The organism is Streptococcus caprae (genome assembly GCF_042649745.1).
In the GTDB taxonomy this organism is placed as follows: Bacteria; Bacillota; Bacilli; order Lactobacillales; family Streptococcaceae; genus Streptococcus; species Streptococcus caprae.
The window spans coordinates 22012-38196 of sequence record NZ_JBHRZV010000027.1 but is presented as its reverse complement, the minus strand read 5'-3'; the positions used below and the strand labels follow the sequence as shown (position 1 = coordinate 38196).

The 16185-nt window shown below is 39.5% G+C and carries 13 protein-coding genes and 4 pseudogenes; 15 read left to right on the top strand and 2 right to left on the bottom strand.

Going from position 1 to position 16185, the window contains the following annotated elements; genetic code table 11:
• Window positions 1-7 precede the first annotated feature (7 nt).
• The 5 genes and pseudogenes from ACFORF_RS03650 to ACFORF_RS03630 all read left to right on the top strand — a co-directional run.
• Window positions 8-895: a carbohydrate ABC transporter permease gene (locus ACFORF_RS03650; RefSeq protein ID WP_162011897.1), complete on the top strand. Its 888-nt coding sequence runs from the start codon at window positions 8-10 to the stop codon at window positions 893-895.
• Between the two features lie 54 nt (window positions 896-949).
• Entirely contained in the window at window positions 950-2569 is a 1620-nt protein-coding gene (locus ACFORF_RS03645; protein ID WP_380425588.1) for an ABC transporter substrate-binding protein, read from the top strand.
• Window positions 2570-2572: 3 nt separating this feature from the next.
• The gene (locus ACFORF_RS03640; RefSeq protein ID WP_380425586.1) at window positions 2573-3940 is read left to right on the top strand and encodes a glycoside hydrolase family 32 protein; all 1368 of its coding nucleotides are present in this window, start codon (window positions 2573-2575) and stop codon (window positions 3938-3940) included.
• Window positions 3941-4397: 457 nt separating this feature from the next.
• Window positions 4398-5342, top strand: a complete 945-nt coding sequence (locus tag ACFORF_RS03635; RefSeq protein WP_380425584.1) for an IS30 family transposase — start codon at window positions 4398-4400, stop codon at window positions 5340-5342.
• A gap of 542 nt (window positions 5343-5884) precedes the next feature.
• Window positions 5885-6121 (top strand): annotated as a pseudogene (locus ACFORF_RS03630) (alpha/beta hydrolase); the annotation flags it as partial.
• Here the strand turns inward: ACFORF_RS03630 and ACFORF_RS03625 are convergent.
• A pseudogene (locus ACFORF_RS03625) lies at window positions 6122-6364 on the bottom strand (transposase); the annotation flags it as partial. It lies immediately after the preceding pseudogene.
• A gap of 110 nt (window positions 6365-6474) precedes the next feature.
• A pseudogene (locus tag ACFORF_RS03620) lies at window positions 6475-6792 on the bottom strand (site-specific integrase); the annotation flags it as partial.
• Between the two features lie 400 nt (window positions 6793-7192).
• On the opposite strand from ACFORF_RS03620, the gene ACFORF_RS03615 reads away from it, so the two are divergent.
• From ACFORF_RS03615 to ACFORF_RS03570, 10 genes and pseudogenes are all read left to right on the top strand, one after another.
• On the top strand, window positions 7193-7813 hold the full coding sequence (locus tag ACFORF_RS03615; protein WP_380425582.1) for a hypothetical protein: 621 nt from the start codon (window positions 7193-7195) through the stop codon (window positions 7811-7813).
• Window positions 7814-7817: 4 nt separating this feature from the next.
• Window positions 7818-8792, top strand: a complete 975-nt coding sequence (locus ACFORF_RS03610; RefSeq protein ID WP_380425685.1) for an alcohol dehydrogenase catalytic domain-containing protein — start codon at window positions 7818-7820, stop codon at window positions 8790-8792.
• A complete protein-coding gene (locus ACFORF_RS03605) occupies window positions 8779-9207 on the top strand; it encodes a MarR family winged helix-turn-helix transcriptional regulator (protein ID WP_380425580.1) in 429 nt (142 codons plus the stop codon). The genes ACFORF_RS03610 and ACFORF_RS03605 overlap by 14 nt, the downstream gene beginning before the upstream one ends.
• Window positions 9208-9843, top strand: coding sequence for an ABC transporter permease (locus ACFORF_RS03600; RefSeq protein WP_380425578.1), 636 nt, complete (start codon window positions 9208-9210; stop codon window positions 9841-9843).
• The gene (locus ACFORF_RS03595) at window positions 9833-10762 is read left to right on the top strand and encodes a glycine betaine ABC transporter substrate-binding protein (protein WP_380425576.1); all 930 of its coding nucleotides are present in this window, start codon (window positions 9833-9835) and stop codon (window positions 10760-10762) included. Before ACFORF_RS03600 ends, ACFORF_RS03595 begins: the two co-directional genes overlap by 11 nt.
• 21 nt (window positions 10763-10783) lie before the next feature.
• Window positions 10784-11542 carry an ABC transporter ATP-binding protein gene (locus ACFORF_RS03590; protein WP_380425683.1) on the top strand — a complete coding sequence of 253 codons (759 nt, stop codon included), beginning with the start codon at window positions 10784-10786 and terminating at the stop codon, window positions 11540-11542.
• Window positions 11535-12158 (top strand): ABC transporter permease, encoded by a 624-nt coding sequence (locus ACFORF_RS03585; protein WP_380425574.1) that lies wholly within the window; start codon window positions 11535-11537, stop codon window positions 12156-12158. Before ACFORF_RS03590 ends, ACFORF_RS03585 begins: the two co-directional genes overlap by 8 nt.
• Before the next feature lie 648 nt (window positions 12159-12806).
• Window positions 12807-13682, top strand: a complete 876-nt coding sequence (locus tag ACFORF_RS03580) for a helix-turn-helix domain-containing protein (RefSeq protein WP_380425572.1) — start codon at window positions 12807-12809, stop codon at window positions 13680-13682.
• Between the two features lie 100 nt (window positions 13683-13782).
• Window positions 13783-14919, top strand: coding sequence for an ABC transporter ATP-binding protein (locus ACFORF_RS03575; RefSeq protein WP_380425570.1), 1137 nt, complete (start codon window positions 13783-13785; stop codon window positions 14917-14919).
• Window positions 14920-15167: 248 nt separating this feature from the next.
• Window positions 15168-15857 (top strand): annotated as a pseudogene (locus ACFORF_RS03570) (DUF711 family protein); the annotation flags it as partial.
• Window positions 15858-16185 lie beyond the last annotated feature (328 nt).

The following is a 16185-nucleotide window of genomic DNA, read 5'->3' as shown; positions in this document are numbered from 1 at the left end:
GGTTACTATGAATACAAAATTATATACCGACTTTGACAGAAAAATTTTATTCCTTAATAAAATTTTAATCGCAGGTTTGGTTTTGATTACAGTTGTACCGATGGCCTACATTCTAGTGGCTTCCTTCATGGATCCGCAGGTGTTAGCTGTCAAAGGTATTAGTTTTAATCCAGATGATTGGACCGTTCAAGGTTATCTAAAAGTTTTTGGTGATGATTCTATCTTACGAGGTTTTATCAACTCACTCATTTATTCAACAGGCTTTGCTATTTTGACAGTAGCCATTTCAGTTTTGACAGCCTATCCTCTTTCTCGTAAAGATTTAGTTGGGCGCAAATGGATCAATTACTTCCTAATCTTCACCATGTTCTTTGGTGGTGGCTTAGTTCCAACTTACTTGCTCATTAAAAATTTGGGTATGCTCAACACAGTCTGGGCTATTATCGTTCCAGGTGCAGTTAATGTTTGGAACATTATCCTTGCAAGAACTTACTTCCAAGGGATTCCTGAAGAATTGGTAGAGGCAGCTGTTATTGATGGTGCCAATGATTTCCAAATCTTTGTAAAAATCATGTTACCACTAGCAAAACCAATCATGTTTGTTCTTTTTCTCTATGCCTTTGTAGGACAATGGAATTCTTACTTCGATGCCATGATTTACATCAAGGATCCAGACCTTGCACCTCTTCAATTGGTTCTTCGCAACATCTTGATTCAAAATGAAGTCAGTGCCAATATGATTGGTGCGCAAGCAGCTATGAATGAATTGAAGAAAATTGCTGAAATGGTTAAATATGCAACTATCATCATTTCAAGTCTCCCATTGATTGTAATGTACCCATTCTTCCAAAAATACTTCGACAAAGGTATTATGGCTGGTTCACTCAAAGGGTAATCCCTTCTCAAATCGTTATTATTTAATATAGAAAAAACATAAAGGAGTTTTCTCATGAAAAACAAATGGATGACACGTTCAATGCTCGTTGTTGCGACAGCTGCAGCAGGTTTAGCTCTTACAGCTTGTGGTTCTAAAGATTCAGCAGCGAGTCCAGACTACAAATTGGAAAATGTCAAATTCCCACTCAAAGATGAAGTTACTCTTAAATTCATCACAGGTAGCTCAACATTGGCTCCAGAAGACCCTAACGATAAATTGATTTTCCAACGTATGGAAAAACAAACAGGCGTTCACATTGACTGGACAAACTATCAAGCAGACTTTGCGGAAAAACGTAATTTGGATATCTCATCTGGTGATCTTCCAGACGCTATTCACAACGATGGTGCGTCTGATGGGGAATTGATGTCTTGGGCAAAACAAGGGGTTATTATTCCTGTTGAAGACTTAATTGACAAATACATGCCAAATCTTAAGAAAATCTTGGATGAAAATCCAGAGTATCGCTCACTAATCACAGCGCCAGATGGACACATCTATTCATTCCCTTGGATTGAAGAACTTGGTGAAGGCAAAGAGTCTATTCACAGTGTCAATGACATGGCTTGGATTAACACAGATTGGTTGAAAAAATTAAATCTTCAAATGCCACAAACAACAGATGAGTTGGTAAAAGTTCTTGAAGCCTTTAAAACACAAGACCCTAATGGTAATGGTAAGGCAGATGAAATTCCAATGTCATTTATCAACAATGGCGGTAACGAAGACTTCAAAATTCTCTTTGGGGCCTTTGGTGAGGGAGATAATGATGATCACCTTATTGTAAGCAATGATGGCAAGGCAGACTTTACAGCTGACAATGATAGCTATAAAGAAGGTGTTAAATTCATGCGTAGCCTTTATGAAAAAGGTCTTATTGACACCGAAGCTTTCGAACAAGATTGGAACAGCTACATTGCTAAAGGTGGAGAAAACCAATACGGTGTCTACTTCACATGGGATAAAAACAATGTAAGTACAAAAGGTAACTACGATGTTCTTCCGGTTTTGGCTGGACCAAGCGGTAAGAAAAACGTAACACGTACAAATAACATTGGTTTCTCTCGCGACCGTATGGTTATCACAAGTGCTAACAAAAACCTAGAATTGACTGCAAAATGGATTGACGCACAGTATGAGCCAGTTCAATCAGTTCAAAATAACTGGGGTACTTATGGTGATGACAAACAACAAAATATCTTTGAATTTGACAAAGCTTCAAAATCATTGAAACACTTGCCACTTGAAGGAACTGCACCAGCTGAACTTCGTCAAAAAACAGAAGTTGGTGGACCACTTGCAATTTTAGATAGCTACTATGGTAAAGTAACAACTAAACCAGACGATGCTGCATGGCGTTTAGACTTGATTAAAGAATACTATGTACCTTACATGAGTAATGACATGATTTATCCACGTGTCTTCATGGAAGAAGAAGATTTGGATAAAGTTGCACAAGTTGAAGCAGATATGATGGACTTTGTTGCCCGTAAACGCGCAGAATGGATTACAAATGGTGGCGTTGATGAAGAATGGGATAGCTACAAGGCTGAGCTTGAAAAATACGGTCTTTCAGATTGGTTGAAAATTAAACAAGACTACCTTGATAACTACCTCAAATCACAGGAGTAAGTTATGACAGAACGTTTTACTGTGGAAAGAGCCAATGCTTATATTAAAGCGCCTACTGAGGCTCTTGACACAACCTTTAAACCAGAAAAGCATTTTTCGGCACCGATTGGCTGGATTAATGACCCAAATGGTTTTGTGTATTTCCGTGGGGAGTATCATCTCTTCTACCAATTTTACCCTTATGATAGCGTGTGGGGACCAATGCACTGGGGCCATGCTAAATCAAAAGATTTGGTCAATTGGGAGCATTTACCAGTTGCTTTAGCACCAGACCAAGATTATGATAAGGATGGATGCTTCTCGGGCTCTGCCATTGTCAAAGACGATACCCTCTGGTTGATGTACACTGGTCATAATGTGGATCCAGATGGAAGCGTTCGTCAAATCCAAAACATGGCCTACTCAACAGACGGTGTGACCTTTACTAAGATTAAGGAAAATCCAGTAGCGACTGGTGAAATTCTACCAGAAGAGTTGGTGGCAGCAGATTTTCGTGATCCAAAACTTTTTGAAAAAGATGGTCGTTATTATGCGGTAGTTGCTGCTAAGCATAAAGATAATGTCGGAACCATTGTGCTATTGGGTTCAGATGATTTGGTGGACTGGAGCTTTGAATCTATCTTCCTTAAAGGTGAAGCTGACCAAGGCTTTATGTGGGAATGTCCAGATTACTTTAGTCTAGGTGGTCAAGATGTCCTTATCTTTTCTCCAATGAGCTATCCAAAGGCAGGTAATAACTTTGCCAACCTGAATTCATCTGTGGCCGTTCTTGGTACAGTTGATTGGGAAACCAAAACCTTCACCTTAGAATCTGTTCAAGAAATTGATCATGGACATGACTTCTACGCTCCACAAAGCCTCGAGGATGGTCAAGGACGTCGCATTATGATTGGTTGGGAGCACACATGGGGACGTACGGTTATTCCACATGAGTTGCGCCACAGCTGGGCAGGTAGCATGAGCCTTCCTCGTCAACTGACTCTTGTTGATGGACGAGTGAAGCAGACGGTTCTTTCAGAAAGCATAGCAGAGCTTCCAAAAGTAGCTTTGGGAGATGTGGTGGCAGGAGCTGGCTACATTGATCTCTCATTAGAAGCTAGCCGTCATTTCCGACTCGGCTCAGCAGAAGACTTTGTGACCTTTGGTTATGATGCTGATAAAGTAGAAGTCTACATCGACCGTAGCAAAGTGGCTTATCAGTTAGTTGGTGAAGAAAAATGGGAGACTACTCGCCGAGCAGTAACAGTGAAAGCAAAACGATTGCAAGTTGTGATTGATAAGAACTCACTTGAAATATTTGTCAATGATGGACAAGAAAGTTTGACCAGCGTTGTGTACCTTACACAAGAAAAACGACTAGAAGAGTTGTAATAAGAAGAAAACCTAGGATTCAATGAAGAGTCCTAGGGTTTTTATACTTTAGAATAGAGATTTAGTTGTTCATGAGGGCAAGAGGTCTTAAAGATGAAACCGATAAGTTGAATAGCATAATTGTAGTTATATTAAAACACCTTCTCTTATCTTTTTATAGCTATTTAGATTCCATATTTAGTATTGTATTTTTATGAGTACCTATCCTAAGATTGTGTGGAGACCTAAAAGGTCTGGGAGATCTTTTGAGGAGGGAAATGTATTGCAACTGAGACAATTTATCTTATAAGAGAGCTTGCTATTAAAAAATAACTGACCATATTATAAAGGTTTGTCCTGAGGTTTCTTAGAGGGAGGGGATTAATTATCCCAAATTGTAAAATTAAGCTAGACAGAAAAAGCCATCTATGTTAGTCTCAGATAAACTACCACATTTGTCTGAAAGGAACTAACATAAATGACCTACACTCATCTTACCACAAACGAACTCGTAATGATAGAGGCTTACTACCAAGAAGGCATGGCAGTTAGCGCTATTTGTCACTCTCTCAAAAGATCAAAACAAACTATTTATAAGATTATTGCTTATTTTAAGGCTGGACACACTGCCTATGATTACTATGAACACTACAAAGCTAACAAGCAGCGTTGTGGTCGTCGTAAAACCCAACTCACTCAAAATGAACAAACAGTTATCCAAATGCATTTAAATCGCGACTGGAGTCTAGATGTTGTTAAAGGAACTTATCCTGATAAAATCTCTTGTTCTATGAGAACTCTTTATCGCCTAGTTGACCGTGGTATCTTCAAGAAAGAGGATCTACCCTGGAAGGGAAAGCGCAAGCCAAATGGTAAGGCAGAAAAATGTGGCAAGCAAGCTTTTTGTCGGGATATCCGTGAGCGTTCGAAAGTCTATCCAGAATTTGATAGGGAGTTTGGTCATCTTGAAGGGGATACTATTGTTGGTAAAAACCACAAAAGTGCTGTTATCACATTGGTAGAGAAGCAGTCTAAAGCTATTATCACGCTTCAAACAAAGGGGCGAAAAGCTAGTGATATTGAACAAGCACTAACTAGATGGCTCTCAAGATTTCCAAAACATCTCTTTAAATCAATGACCTTTGATTGTGGGAAAGAGTTCTCTAATTGCAAGACGATTTCCAACCAGCACGATATTGATATTTTCTTTGCGGATCCAGATTGCCCTGGGCAACGTGGATTAAATGAACACTCAAATGGGTTATTAAGACGTCATGGATTACCTAAACAAATGGATTTTAATGACTTGTCTCAAAATGTGTTATCAGCTATAGCTGATAGACGAAATAACATTCCTAGGAAATCACTAAACTATCATACACCTTATCAAGTTTTTCTGAGTTACATAAAATGTCTAGCTTAATTTGACAATCTGGGAAATCATAAATGGTTTAGAACAGCGTCATCAAGAAACGTTCACTAAGCCATTTTTTATTTTTCAATTTTTACGAGCAAAATTCAAAAGTAAGTTTGTGCCTAGCTTCTTCACTAATAAGGATACCCTATGACGAAAGAAACACTTTATCCTCATGACGTCTATCAGTCATTGGTAATATTAGAGGCCATTTGTTGATTTTGAATGAGTACTACGCTATATTTAGCACTATTGCACTTGTTTTTTAGAATTCCTAAACTCTGTTATAATTAACTTAATACGACACAGGGGAAATAGAAAGATATGATCCTTATGCAGATGGCAAAAATCCCGTATTCAGAGATGAAAAATTGTTATGGTTCTAATAGCAAAAAATAGCGGACGCAGTAGCCACAAATTCATGGCTGCCGCGTCCGTTTTCTCTTTGAATTTTTACTTGTGTTACGCAGTTAAACCTCATTTTTAAGGATTTGAGGTTAAATCCCTGCCATAAGCTGAAACGCTCCTAAAAAGCAAGGATATATAAAAGATATCAATTCTTTGGATTAGAATTTGCCAAGGCAGGTTTCGGTTTTGTTAACTTTAACTACCGATTACCACTAGATGTTATTTTCCCGGGTGAGTTAGATGATGTCAATCTAGCGATGCATTGGGTGGCTGAACATGGCGCTCAGTACGATATTGATACTGACAACATCGTTATCATGGGGGATAGCGCAGGTGGACAAATGGCATTACAATATATAACCCTTTTAACTAACAAGGAATAGCTGCATTTCAAGTTCTCTGTTTCGCTTTCTAAGAGCTATCAGCTCACGCTGTTCATCGGTGAGGTTATCAACCGTTTTAAATGACCCCGTTGTTTTGGCCTGTTTCACCCATTTGTCAAAGGTAGAGGGGGTTAACTCATATTCCTTAATGAGCTCGCTACGTTTCATCCCTGCATTGTGAAGGTCAACGATTTGTTGTTTAAAGTTATCTGTAAAATGACGGCGTATTTTTCTAGACATGTCTGTTCTCCTGTTTTCTTTAAGTGTAGAACACTTTATAAGACTGTCTAGTTTAGTGTAACCGATTCATTAATATATATCCGAACTTCTAAATATATTTCACAAAAAATGTAGTCAAAAATGTAGTCTTTGAATAAGAGTTTATTGTTTTCCAAGTCTTCCTCAAATGCTGTGAACTATGCTTGAAGTTCTGCTTGTGAAAGATATAAATCCTCATCGCGCTTAGATTCTTGCAACTTAATTTTTTTAGTAGCCTTGATGCGACTTATTGTTTTTGATAGTCGGTTCGTCTCGATATATTCCAATTCCTCAGCCCAATCAAAGATTGAATTGACATAGCTTCTAATAACCTTGAAGTTTGCATATTCTTCTGCTTTTTGGGTCAATAGGTGCAAGACAACTTGTTTATTTTGGTTGAGAAAGTCAATAATTGAATGTGTATAATCATAATGTTGAAACTCTCCCTGACATGTTTCATTTCCGCCAGGAGGTCTATCTTCGAATATAGTTTTAAGGAGAAGTTTCAGTAATATGTAAATAATTGCTAGTTCTTCTGCGGAAAGACTTTTAAATAGTGTTTTGTACATTGTTGTCCTTCTCTTTTTTAATATTGGATAACCAACAGTTTATTTCATTTTGTTAAATCTAAGAATTTAGTGAAGTATTTAGGTGTTGTGCACGTTGCTTGGAGTATGATATAACAAACTTCAAAAAGTATATCTATTCAATTCACACAAAAACGGCAAAAATATTTGACTTGTTTTAGGCTTTGTGATATCTTAATTGTTATAAAAGTAAAATAATTTTACTAAAATCCAGGGGGATGTTATGCAGCACCACATCACAATGACAAAAGATAACTTTGAAGCAGTTAATACAAAGATATTAGAAACGAATTTGGATGGAGAAGCGGTTCTTGAGGTGCATAAAACGGAGAAGTTGATGGTTTTTGATGAGAATACTTACGCTAAGTTAAAACATTTCTCGTTTAAAAATGGAACTATCGAAGTAAGTGTCCGTAGCAGATTGTTACCTGATGCACCTGATTTTGCTAGAGGCTTTATTGGTATTGCTTTTAGAATTAGCGAGGATAATGAGCAATTTGAATCTTTTTATGTGCGTCCGACTAATGGTAATCACGAGGATTCTATAAGAGCTAGTCGTGCCAGTCAGTATTTTGCCTATCCAAATTATAAGTTTGATTACTTTAGAGAGCAAGGTATTGCCGACTACGAGGCGCCAGCTGCAATTTCTTTGGATGAATGGATTGCTATCCGAGCTGAGATTTTAGATGAACGAGCTGTCTTTTATATCAACGGGCAGGAAACGTTAGGAGTGAATGATTTGAAATTGGGTGAAGAGGCAGTAGGCAGTATCGGGTTATTTGTCGATATTGGTACACAAGGCTTTTTCAAGGATTTAAAGGTGACAGTTTATGATGAATACTAAGACAATGCGAGCTGTTGTGGTGACAAATCCCGGTGATTCATCTGTTCTTCAGCTTAAACCAATGCCTAAACCACAACTCAAGACTGGCTGGTCCCTGGTCAAAGTCAAGGGTTTTGGTATCAATCGTTCTGAAATCTTTACCAGAAAAGGATTGTCGCCCAGTGTGACATTTCCAAGAATCCTTGGGATTGAATGTGTAGGGGTAATAGAAGAAACAACGGATGCGACGGTTTTACCTGTTGGTAAGAAAGTAGTTTCTATCATGGGAGAAATGGGCAGAGAGTTTGATGGCTCTTATGCAGAGTATGTGTTACTACCTAATAATCAAATTTATCCAATCGAGACAGAATTTGACTGGGGGACTTTAGCAACGATTCCAGAAACCTATTATACGGCATATTTAGCGCTTTTGAGTTTGCAAATTAATCCAAATGATACGGTTTTGGTACGCGGGGCAACGAGTGGCGTTGGTGTCGCTTTTGCTCAACTATTAAAAGCAAAGTTCGCTGACATGACCTTAGTAGGCTCTACGCGTAGTTTGTCAAAAAAAGAGCGTTTGTGCCAGGCGGGGTTTGATCAAGTCATTGTAGAGAACGATGGTATATTACAAACAGATAAAAACTTTGATAAAGTCTTGGAGTTGATTGGTCCTAAAACGATATTGGATAGTCTGAAACACACTAAAGATTACGGAATTGTCTGTAGTGCAGGTCAACTGGGTGGTCAGTGGTTTTTGGAAGATTTTGATCCTATTATGGCACTACAAGGGAATCGCTATTTGACAACCGCTTACTCTGGTCGTGTGTCACAAAAAAGTCTTCAAGATTTGTTTGATTACATCAAACGTTATGATATAGCAATTAAACCAGAAAAAATTTATAGATTAGAGCAGGTAGGTCAAGCCCATCTTCGTATGGAGACAACGAATAGTTTTGGTAAAAATATCGTTTTAATGGAGGCAAACGATGAAGGTAGCTAAGCAATACGCAAAATTAAGAGATGAACAGTTTTCTTTGTATGAGTATTATGCTAGACAACATGGAATGAATTATAAAGGTCTTTTAATTCTTTTATGGCTTTATAATGATCCTAAAGGCATTTCGCAAAAAATACTTTGCGAGAAGACTTATTCAACGAAGCAGGTGGTTCATGCCATTATTCAAGGATATCTTCAAAAAGGTTATGCTATTTTAGAACCATCAGAGACAGATAAACGCCAGAAAAGAGTGCTCCTAACAGAGTCAGGATATCACTATGCAGAAGCTATTATAGCACCTCTTGTTCGCATGGAAGAACAAGCGATAGCGCAGTTAGATGATCGTCAGAGAGAAGCGTTACTTCGAGGTACTGATTTTTTTACCCAGTCTCTCAAACGTGAGATGGGGGTGAGGTAGTTGTTTGAGGATATTATCGTCTATTTTAGTCAAAATAGTTCTCAATATTGGACAGCTGTTTGGGAGCATCTAAGTATTAGTTTATTGGCTTTGCTAATCGCTCTACTCATTGGTTTGCCATTGGGATACCTATCTTGGCAATTGCCATTAATAAGGCGAATAAGTCAAGGGAGTATTCAAGCGCTTCGGGTTATTCCCAGTCTAGGGATTTTGTTTATTTTGATTCCTATCATTGGTGTCGGAAGGGGACCTGCCCTAATTGCTCTTGTGATACTGGGATTACCTGCTATTTTATTGAATACTGTTGTTGGTTTTCAAGAAGTCTCTCCTGTACTTGTTGAAACAGGTATAGGCCTTGGAATGACACAGTGGCAACTTTTATTTAGAGTACAATTACCTCTCGCCTTACCTCATATTCTTAACGGTATCAAGTTAGCTCTGGTTGAAGTGATTGCGAGTGCGACACTAGCCACCTATATCGGAGCAGGCGGCTTGGGAGAAATTATTTTTACTGGACTCGGTCTTTATCGATTAGATCTCTTAGTTATTGGAGGCGGATCGGTAGCTGTTTTATCATTTCTGACAATGATTATTTTTGATTTTACAATTAAAGGAGTGACATCACATGAAATCTAAAAAAACAGTTTTAGCCCTTTTGTTGGGCGTTCTACTTTTTGCCGTTTCAGCTTTTGCTTTTTTTAATAAAAGTAATCAATCTTCTGAAAACACCTCCACTCAATCTGGCGAGTCGATTCGCATTGGCTCAAAAGATTTTACGGAGAACCTAATTGTGGCAGAAATTTATGCCCTAGCTTTAGAAGACAAGGGGTACAGTGTTGAACGTGTATCAAATATTTCTAGTTCTTTAATTCATAACTCGTTTGTTAATGATGAAATTGATATTTATCCTGAATATACAGGTACAGGCCTCTTATCGATTCTTAAAGCCGAAATGGAAACCGATCCAAATAAGGTTTATGAAACTGTTAAAAGTCAGTACAAAGATAAATTCCAAGTAACTTGGTTAGACTATGCTGCTGCAAATGATGGTCAAGGTTTGGTTATTCGTACAGAAGTTGCGAAGGAACTTGGTATTAAAACTATTTCAGATTTGCAGAAACATGCTAGTGAGCTTCGTTTTGCCTCTCAAGGGGAATTTGACCAACGTGAGGACGGTATTCCAGGTCTTGAAAAAGCTTATGGTAAGTTTGCCTGGAAATCTTCTAAGGTTTATGATAATAGCCTTAAATATGCTGTGCTTGAAAATGAGGAAGCGGATGTTACGCCAGCTTATACAACAGAAGGGCAACTGGTTAACACAGATAAATTTACTTTGCTTGAAGATGACAAACAGTTTTGGCCACCGTATAACCTTGCACCAGTTGTACGTGACAGTGTTTTAAAAACAAATCCCGAAATTGCAGATGTTCTAAATAAAATTTCTGTTCAATTAGACACCGCAACAGTCACCTCTCTTAACGCCAAGGTTGATGTAGACGGTGAGGAATATAAAGATGTTGCTAAAGAGTATTATGACAGTATTAAAAATAAGTAAGGAAAATTCATGAAAGAAGTTATGATTGAACTGCGACAGGTTAGCAAATCTTATGGTGAAAAAACCGTTGTCGATAAGGTTAATCTGACAATTGAAAAAGGGGAGTTTGTGACCATTCTAGGCACCTCAGGTTCAGGAAAAACGACTATCCTGAAGATGATGAACCGTTTGTTAGAGCCTTCTGAAGGGCAGATTTTATTTGAAAATCAAGATATTTGTCATCTAAATCCAGTAGACCTTAGACGACAAATTGGCTACGTTGTCCAACAGATTGGTCTTTTTCCACACATGACTGTTGCTGAAAACATTGCCACCGTGCCTAAACTTCTTGGCTGGGATAAAGAAAGGATTGAAGCTCGAATTGTAGAATTGCTTGCTTTAATTCAGTTACCTGCACAAGATTATGCAAAGCGTTATCCAAAGGATTTGTCTGGTGGTCAACAACAACGAGTCGGTGTTGCCAGAGCATTAGCAGCTAATCCTGATGTGATGCTTTTTGATGAACCGTTCGGAGCTATCGATGCTATTACACGTAGCGATTTACAAGTGCAATTACAAAGAATTCATCAGTCTTTGACTGATAAAACATTTGTCTTTATTACTCACGATATTTATGAAGCTTTTAAACTCGGTACTAAAGTCATTATTATGAATCAAGGGAAGATTTGTCAATACGATACGCCTAAGGCTATTTTGAACAATCCTGGTAATGGCTTTGTGGAAAAATTAATCACAACAGCGCGGCAACAAGAAGGTCTCTTGGAGATGGCCTATGATTGAATATTACCAAAAATCCTCTGAACAACTCTTCTTAGCAACAAGTCAGCACCTATTTCTTGCGGGAATTAGCTTGGGACTTGCCATTGTGTTAGCAAGCTTGCTAACGATTGTGCTACATTTTAATCCTAAATGGCAATCAGCCTCTACTTATTTTTTAAGTCTTCTCTATGCCATTCCGAGCTTTGCATTATTTGCACTTTTAATTCCTTGGACTGGACTTGGTCGAACTTCCGCAATCATTGTTTTGGTTATCTATGCTCAATACAGTCTTGTTGGAAGCTTTTTATCAGGTTTATCACAAGTTGAAGCAAGTATAAAAGAAGCAGCAGTGGGAATGGGGATGACGCCTTGGCAAGTTTTCTATAAGGTAGAAATTCCTTTAGCACTTCCAGCAATTTTTGCAGGTATTCGGATTACAGTGACAGCCATTATAGCGATTGCAACTATTGCAGCAACTATTAATGCTGGAGGTTTGGGAACAATCTTATTTGAAGGTTTACGAACGATGAGTATGCCCAAGTTGCTCTGGGGCATTCTGTTAACTGTTGGCATCAGTTTACTTGTTAATCTCATTTTATATCTAATTGAGGAGTTGTTGAAGCAGGACATTTCCTAATGTTATGATTTTTGTAAATTTCTCTTTAAGTTAAGAATAGTTGGATTAATAAATATGGGCTTAAAAAATGAACTGCTACCTGTTTATTATCTGCATGTTCTACTATCTTTTTATTATCTAAAAAATATAGAGATTAGAATGATTTTTATTACAATATACTGAATATCAAAAAATTAGAAAGCGCATAAAATTAAGGTTTTCAGCAAGTGAAGTGCTGACATGTAATGAAACCTTGTTTCACCTCTGTAATAATGAAAAAAAACTACCTCAGAATTGAGATAGTTGACTAGTCTATTTTATGGTGTTAATTGGTGTCAATTTTATCCAAATTTATAGATTTTAGTCCATTTTCATGGAAGTTTCAAACTGTAAGATGTTGATATAAAGGGATTTATAAGGGATGAGTATCCTTAGTTTTCAATGGGGAAATTCTCAAAACGTTGATTTTCGGCAAAATCCACACCAGATTCCCACCGTCTAGGTGAAATATGTTAAAATTGGTAAAAGAATACTGGTTGCGATTTTTTATACTCACTCAAAATCAAAAACTAGACAAGGCAACTTGACGTAGGCATAACTGAAGTTAGCGAGCCAAGTTAATGACGTTTAGCTTTGATTTTGGAAGAGTATTAGTTATAGAGGTATGAGATGTTTGAGGAGTTACAGGAAGTTTTTCCGCGAGGCTGGGTATCAGGGGTTGGAGATAGTGACGAGAGTTTAGCCATGCCCTTGGCTGATGGACGTTTTTTCCATGTGCCTGAAGATGGTCTACAGGCTTCTGAAAAGGCGCTAATTAATCATTTTTCAGGTCTCTTGGCTGGCAAGGTCACTACCGTCAATCCTTGGCAGGCTTATTTGACCAAGGAGCGCACGCATTTGCCATCTGAGCAAGCTCGTATTCAGTTCGTTCATGTAGCGGTTGAATGGACCAATCCATTGACTGCTGATAAGAGAGGTCTTCAGGAGGTACTGACCCCTATCTATCCTCAGTTGGAGTCTAGCTTTTGGCTGGATTCAAATCGCTTGGCCATGGTGCTTCGAGCCGAATTGCTTCAAGCATCGGTGATAGAGTTGCAAGGACTTATCCCGATTGTGGAGGAAGATTTTGATTGTCGACTAACGGCCTTGGTGGGTCAGGTCTGGTCCGACCAAACCAAGGATCAGTGGCCGGATATTTTCCAGCGGGAAGTCGCTGCCTTTACCCGTTACCACCAGCAGTCTAGTCGTTCCCAGTTGATCACTTTTTTGGACTTGCTCTATTGGCTGTCGGTCCACTCAGCCCTGGATTTTCAGTACTTTGTCAGGGTCTTTTATCAGTTTATCCATTATTTTGAAATGGAAGATCTGATCTTGGCCTTGTGGAAAGAGCGGGGAGTTCAAACCAAGGCTGCCCAACGCTTGTATTTGCACCGCAACACCTTGCAAAATAAGCTGGATCGCTTTCTGGAGCGAACAGGCTTGGATTTGAAAAATCTAGATGATCTCTCTCTCTGCTATCTAGCCATCCAATCACAGACCCTGTAAAGCTTGTGCAACCTGCACAGGCTTTTTGTCTGCTCTGCCATTTGCAAACGGTTACGAAAATGATAAACTGAAGGAAAGTAAAACGAAAAGAGGACTAGAAATGGTACAAATCGACTTAAACAGCATATACAAACGCTACCCAAATAGTGAGCACTACTCTGTTGAAAATTTTAATCTCGATATCAAGGATAAGGAATTTATCGTTTTCGTTGGGCCATCTGGCTGTGGGAAATCTACAACTCTTCGCATGATCGCGGGGCTGGAAGACATCACTGAAGGGGAACTTTACATCGACGGAACCCTCATGAATGATGTGGCGCCAAAAGACCGTGATATCGCCATGGTTTTCCAAAACTACGCTCTTTATCCACACATGACAGTTTACGATAACATGGCTTTTGGTCTTAAACTGCGCAAGTATGACAAGGCTGATATTGACAAGCGTGTGAAGGAGGCGGCTGAAATCCTTGGCTTGACTGACTTCTTGCAACGTAAGCCAGCGGACCTTTCTGGTGGTCAACGCCAACGGGTTGCCATGGGACGTGCGATTGTTCGTGACGCGAAGGTGTTCCTTATGGACGAGCCTTTGTCAAACTTGGATGCTAAACTTCGGGTATCCATGCGAACTGAGATTGCTAAGATCCACCGTCGTATCGGTGCCACTACCATCTATGTAACCCACGACCAAACAGAAGCCATGACACTGGCAGACCGTATCGTTATCATGAGTGCGACTAAAAATGCTTCAGGTACAGGTACTATTGGCCGTGTAGAACAAATCGGTTCTCCACAAGAACTCTACAATTCGCCAGCTAATAAGTTTGTCGCAGGTTTCATCGGAAGCCCAGCTATGAACTTCTTTACTCTAACCTTTGATGGTACACATGTGAGCAATGGTCGCAACCTCAACTTAGAAGTGCCAGAAGGCCAAGCTAAGCAATTGCGTGATAAGGGATACCAAGGAAAAGACTTGATTTTGGGTATTCGTCCTGAAGATATCAAGAGTTCCCAAGTTGTCTTGGATACCTATCCTGCTTCTAAGGTTACAGCTGAAGTTGTGGTCTCTGAGTTGCTGGGTTCTGAGTCTATGCTCTACAACCGTATCGACGATACAGAGTTTGTTTGTCGCGTTGATGCCCGTGACTACCACCAACCAGGTGAAAAAGTGGAACTTTCCTTCGAATTGAACAAGGCACACTTCTTTGACCTTGAAACTGAGCAATCTATTTTACGCTAAATAAACCTGCTCCTAAAATGTCAGCTGTCAATCGAGAGATTGGCAGTTTTTTCTTGTCTTCGCCAACCCTCGTTCAAAATTTCATCAGACGAGACAGGTTGGCGCAAAGATAAGAGAGTATGGAAAGATAGCTTTACGACCTAGGTTTTGATTTTGGATTAGTAGATAAAGTTAGAAGATTTTTTGAAATTTAGTATAAAAATCTTTCGAGTGGAATTAAAAAAATGCAGTTTAGAACAAGCTGGGGAGGGGTGGTGCAACGAGCCATTGAAAAGGTTCCAGATGCTAGCTTTGATGTCTTGGCGGAAACGGTTAAGAAAACAGCTTTCCGGATTACCCGCGTCGGGCAATTGGTTGGTCAGATGGCCTCTGAGCGCCTGGGAGTAGAGTTCGGGATTGTGGATTTGTCTCTGGCACCAACGCCCGCTGTAGGGGATTCCGTGGCGCGTGTTCTTGAGGCTATGGGGCTTGAGATTGTCGGGACTCACGGAACGACAGCAGCCCTTGCCCTGCTCAACGATGCGGTAAAAAAAGGCGGAATCATGGCCTGCAATCAGGTCGGAGGCTTGTCAGGTGCCTTTATCCCTGTATCAGAGGATGAGGGGATGATTGCGGCGGTTCAGGCTGGTGCCATTAATTTGGAGAAACTAGAGGCCATGACTGCGATTTGTTCGGTTGGTTTGGACATGATTGCCATTCCAGCGGACACGCCAGCGACGACCATTGCTGCTATGATTGCTGACGAAGCGGCCATCGGCGTTATCAACCAAAAAACAACAGCAGTGCGGATTATTCCTTACGGTGAAGTTGGGGATATGTTGGAACTGGGAGGCTTATTAGGCTCCGCTCCGGTCATGAAGGTTAGCCAATATTCTTCAGCCGATTTTATCAATCGTGGTGGCCAAATCCCAGCACCTGTGCATAGTTTTAAAAACTAATATTCTTTCAAAATCAAAACTATAGATTATTGGGTTTCCTTACCTTGTCTCTTTAGGTTTCTTTAAGCCAGCTTGGCTATACTATAACCATCCTAGTAGTGGATGTCATCGAATCGTTACGGACTTCATCCTAACTGACGGACGTCTCTGCATGGCAAGTACTAAGCGACTAAAGTCGCAAGAACTTGCTCAAAAACTTTTTCTTTTTCATAAATCTCCTGAAAACACCGGTTCACACGAATCGGTGTTTTTGTTTATTTGATGATTGGGACCTCAATAATTGGTTTTCGTTCATTAGGTAAGACGGTGGGAGAGGTTTCTAGATTAT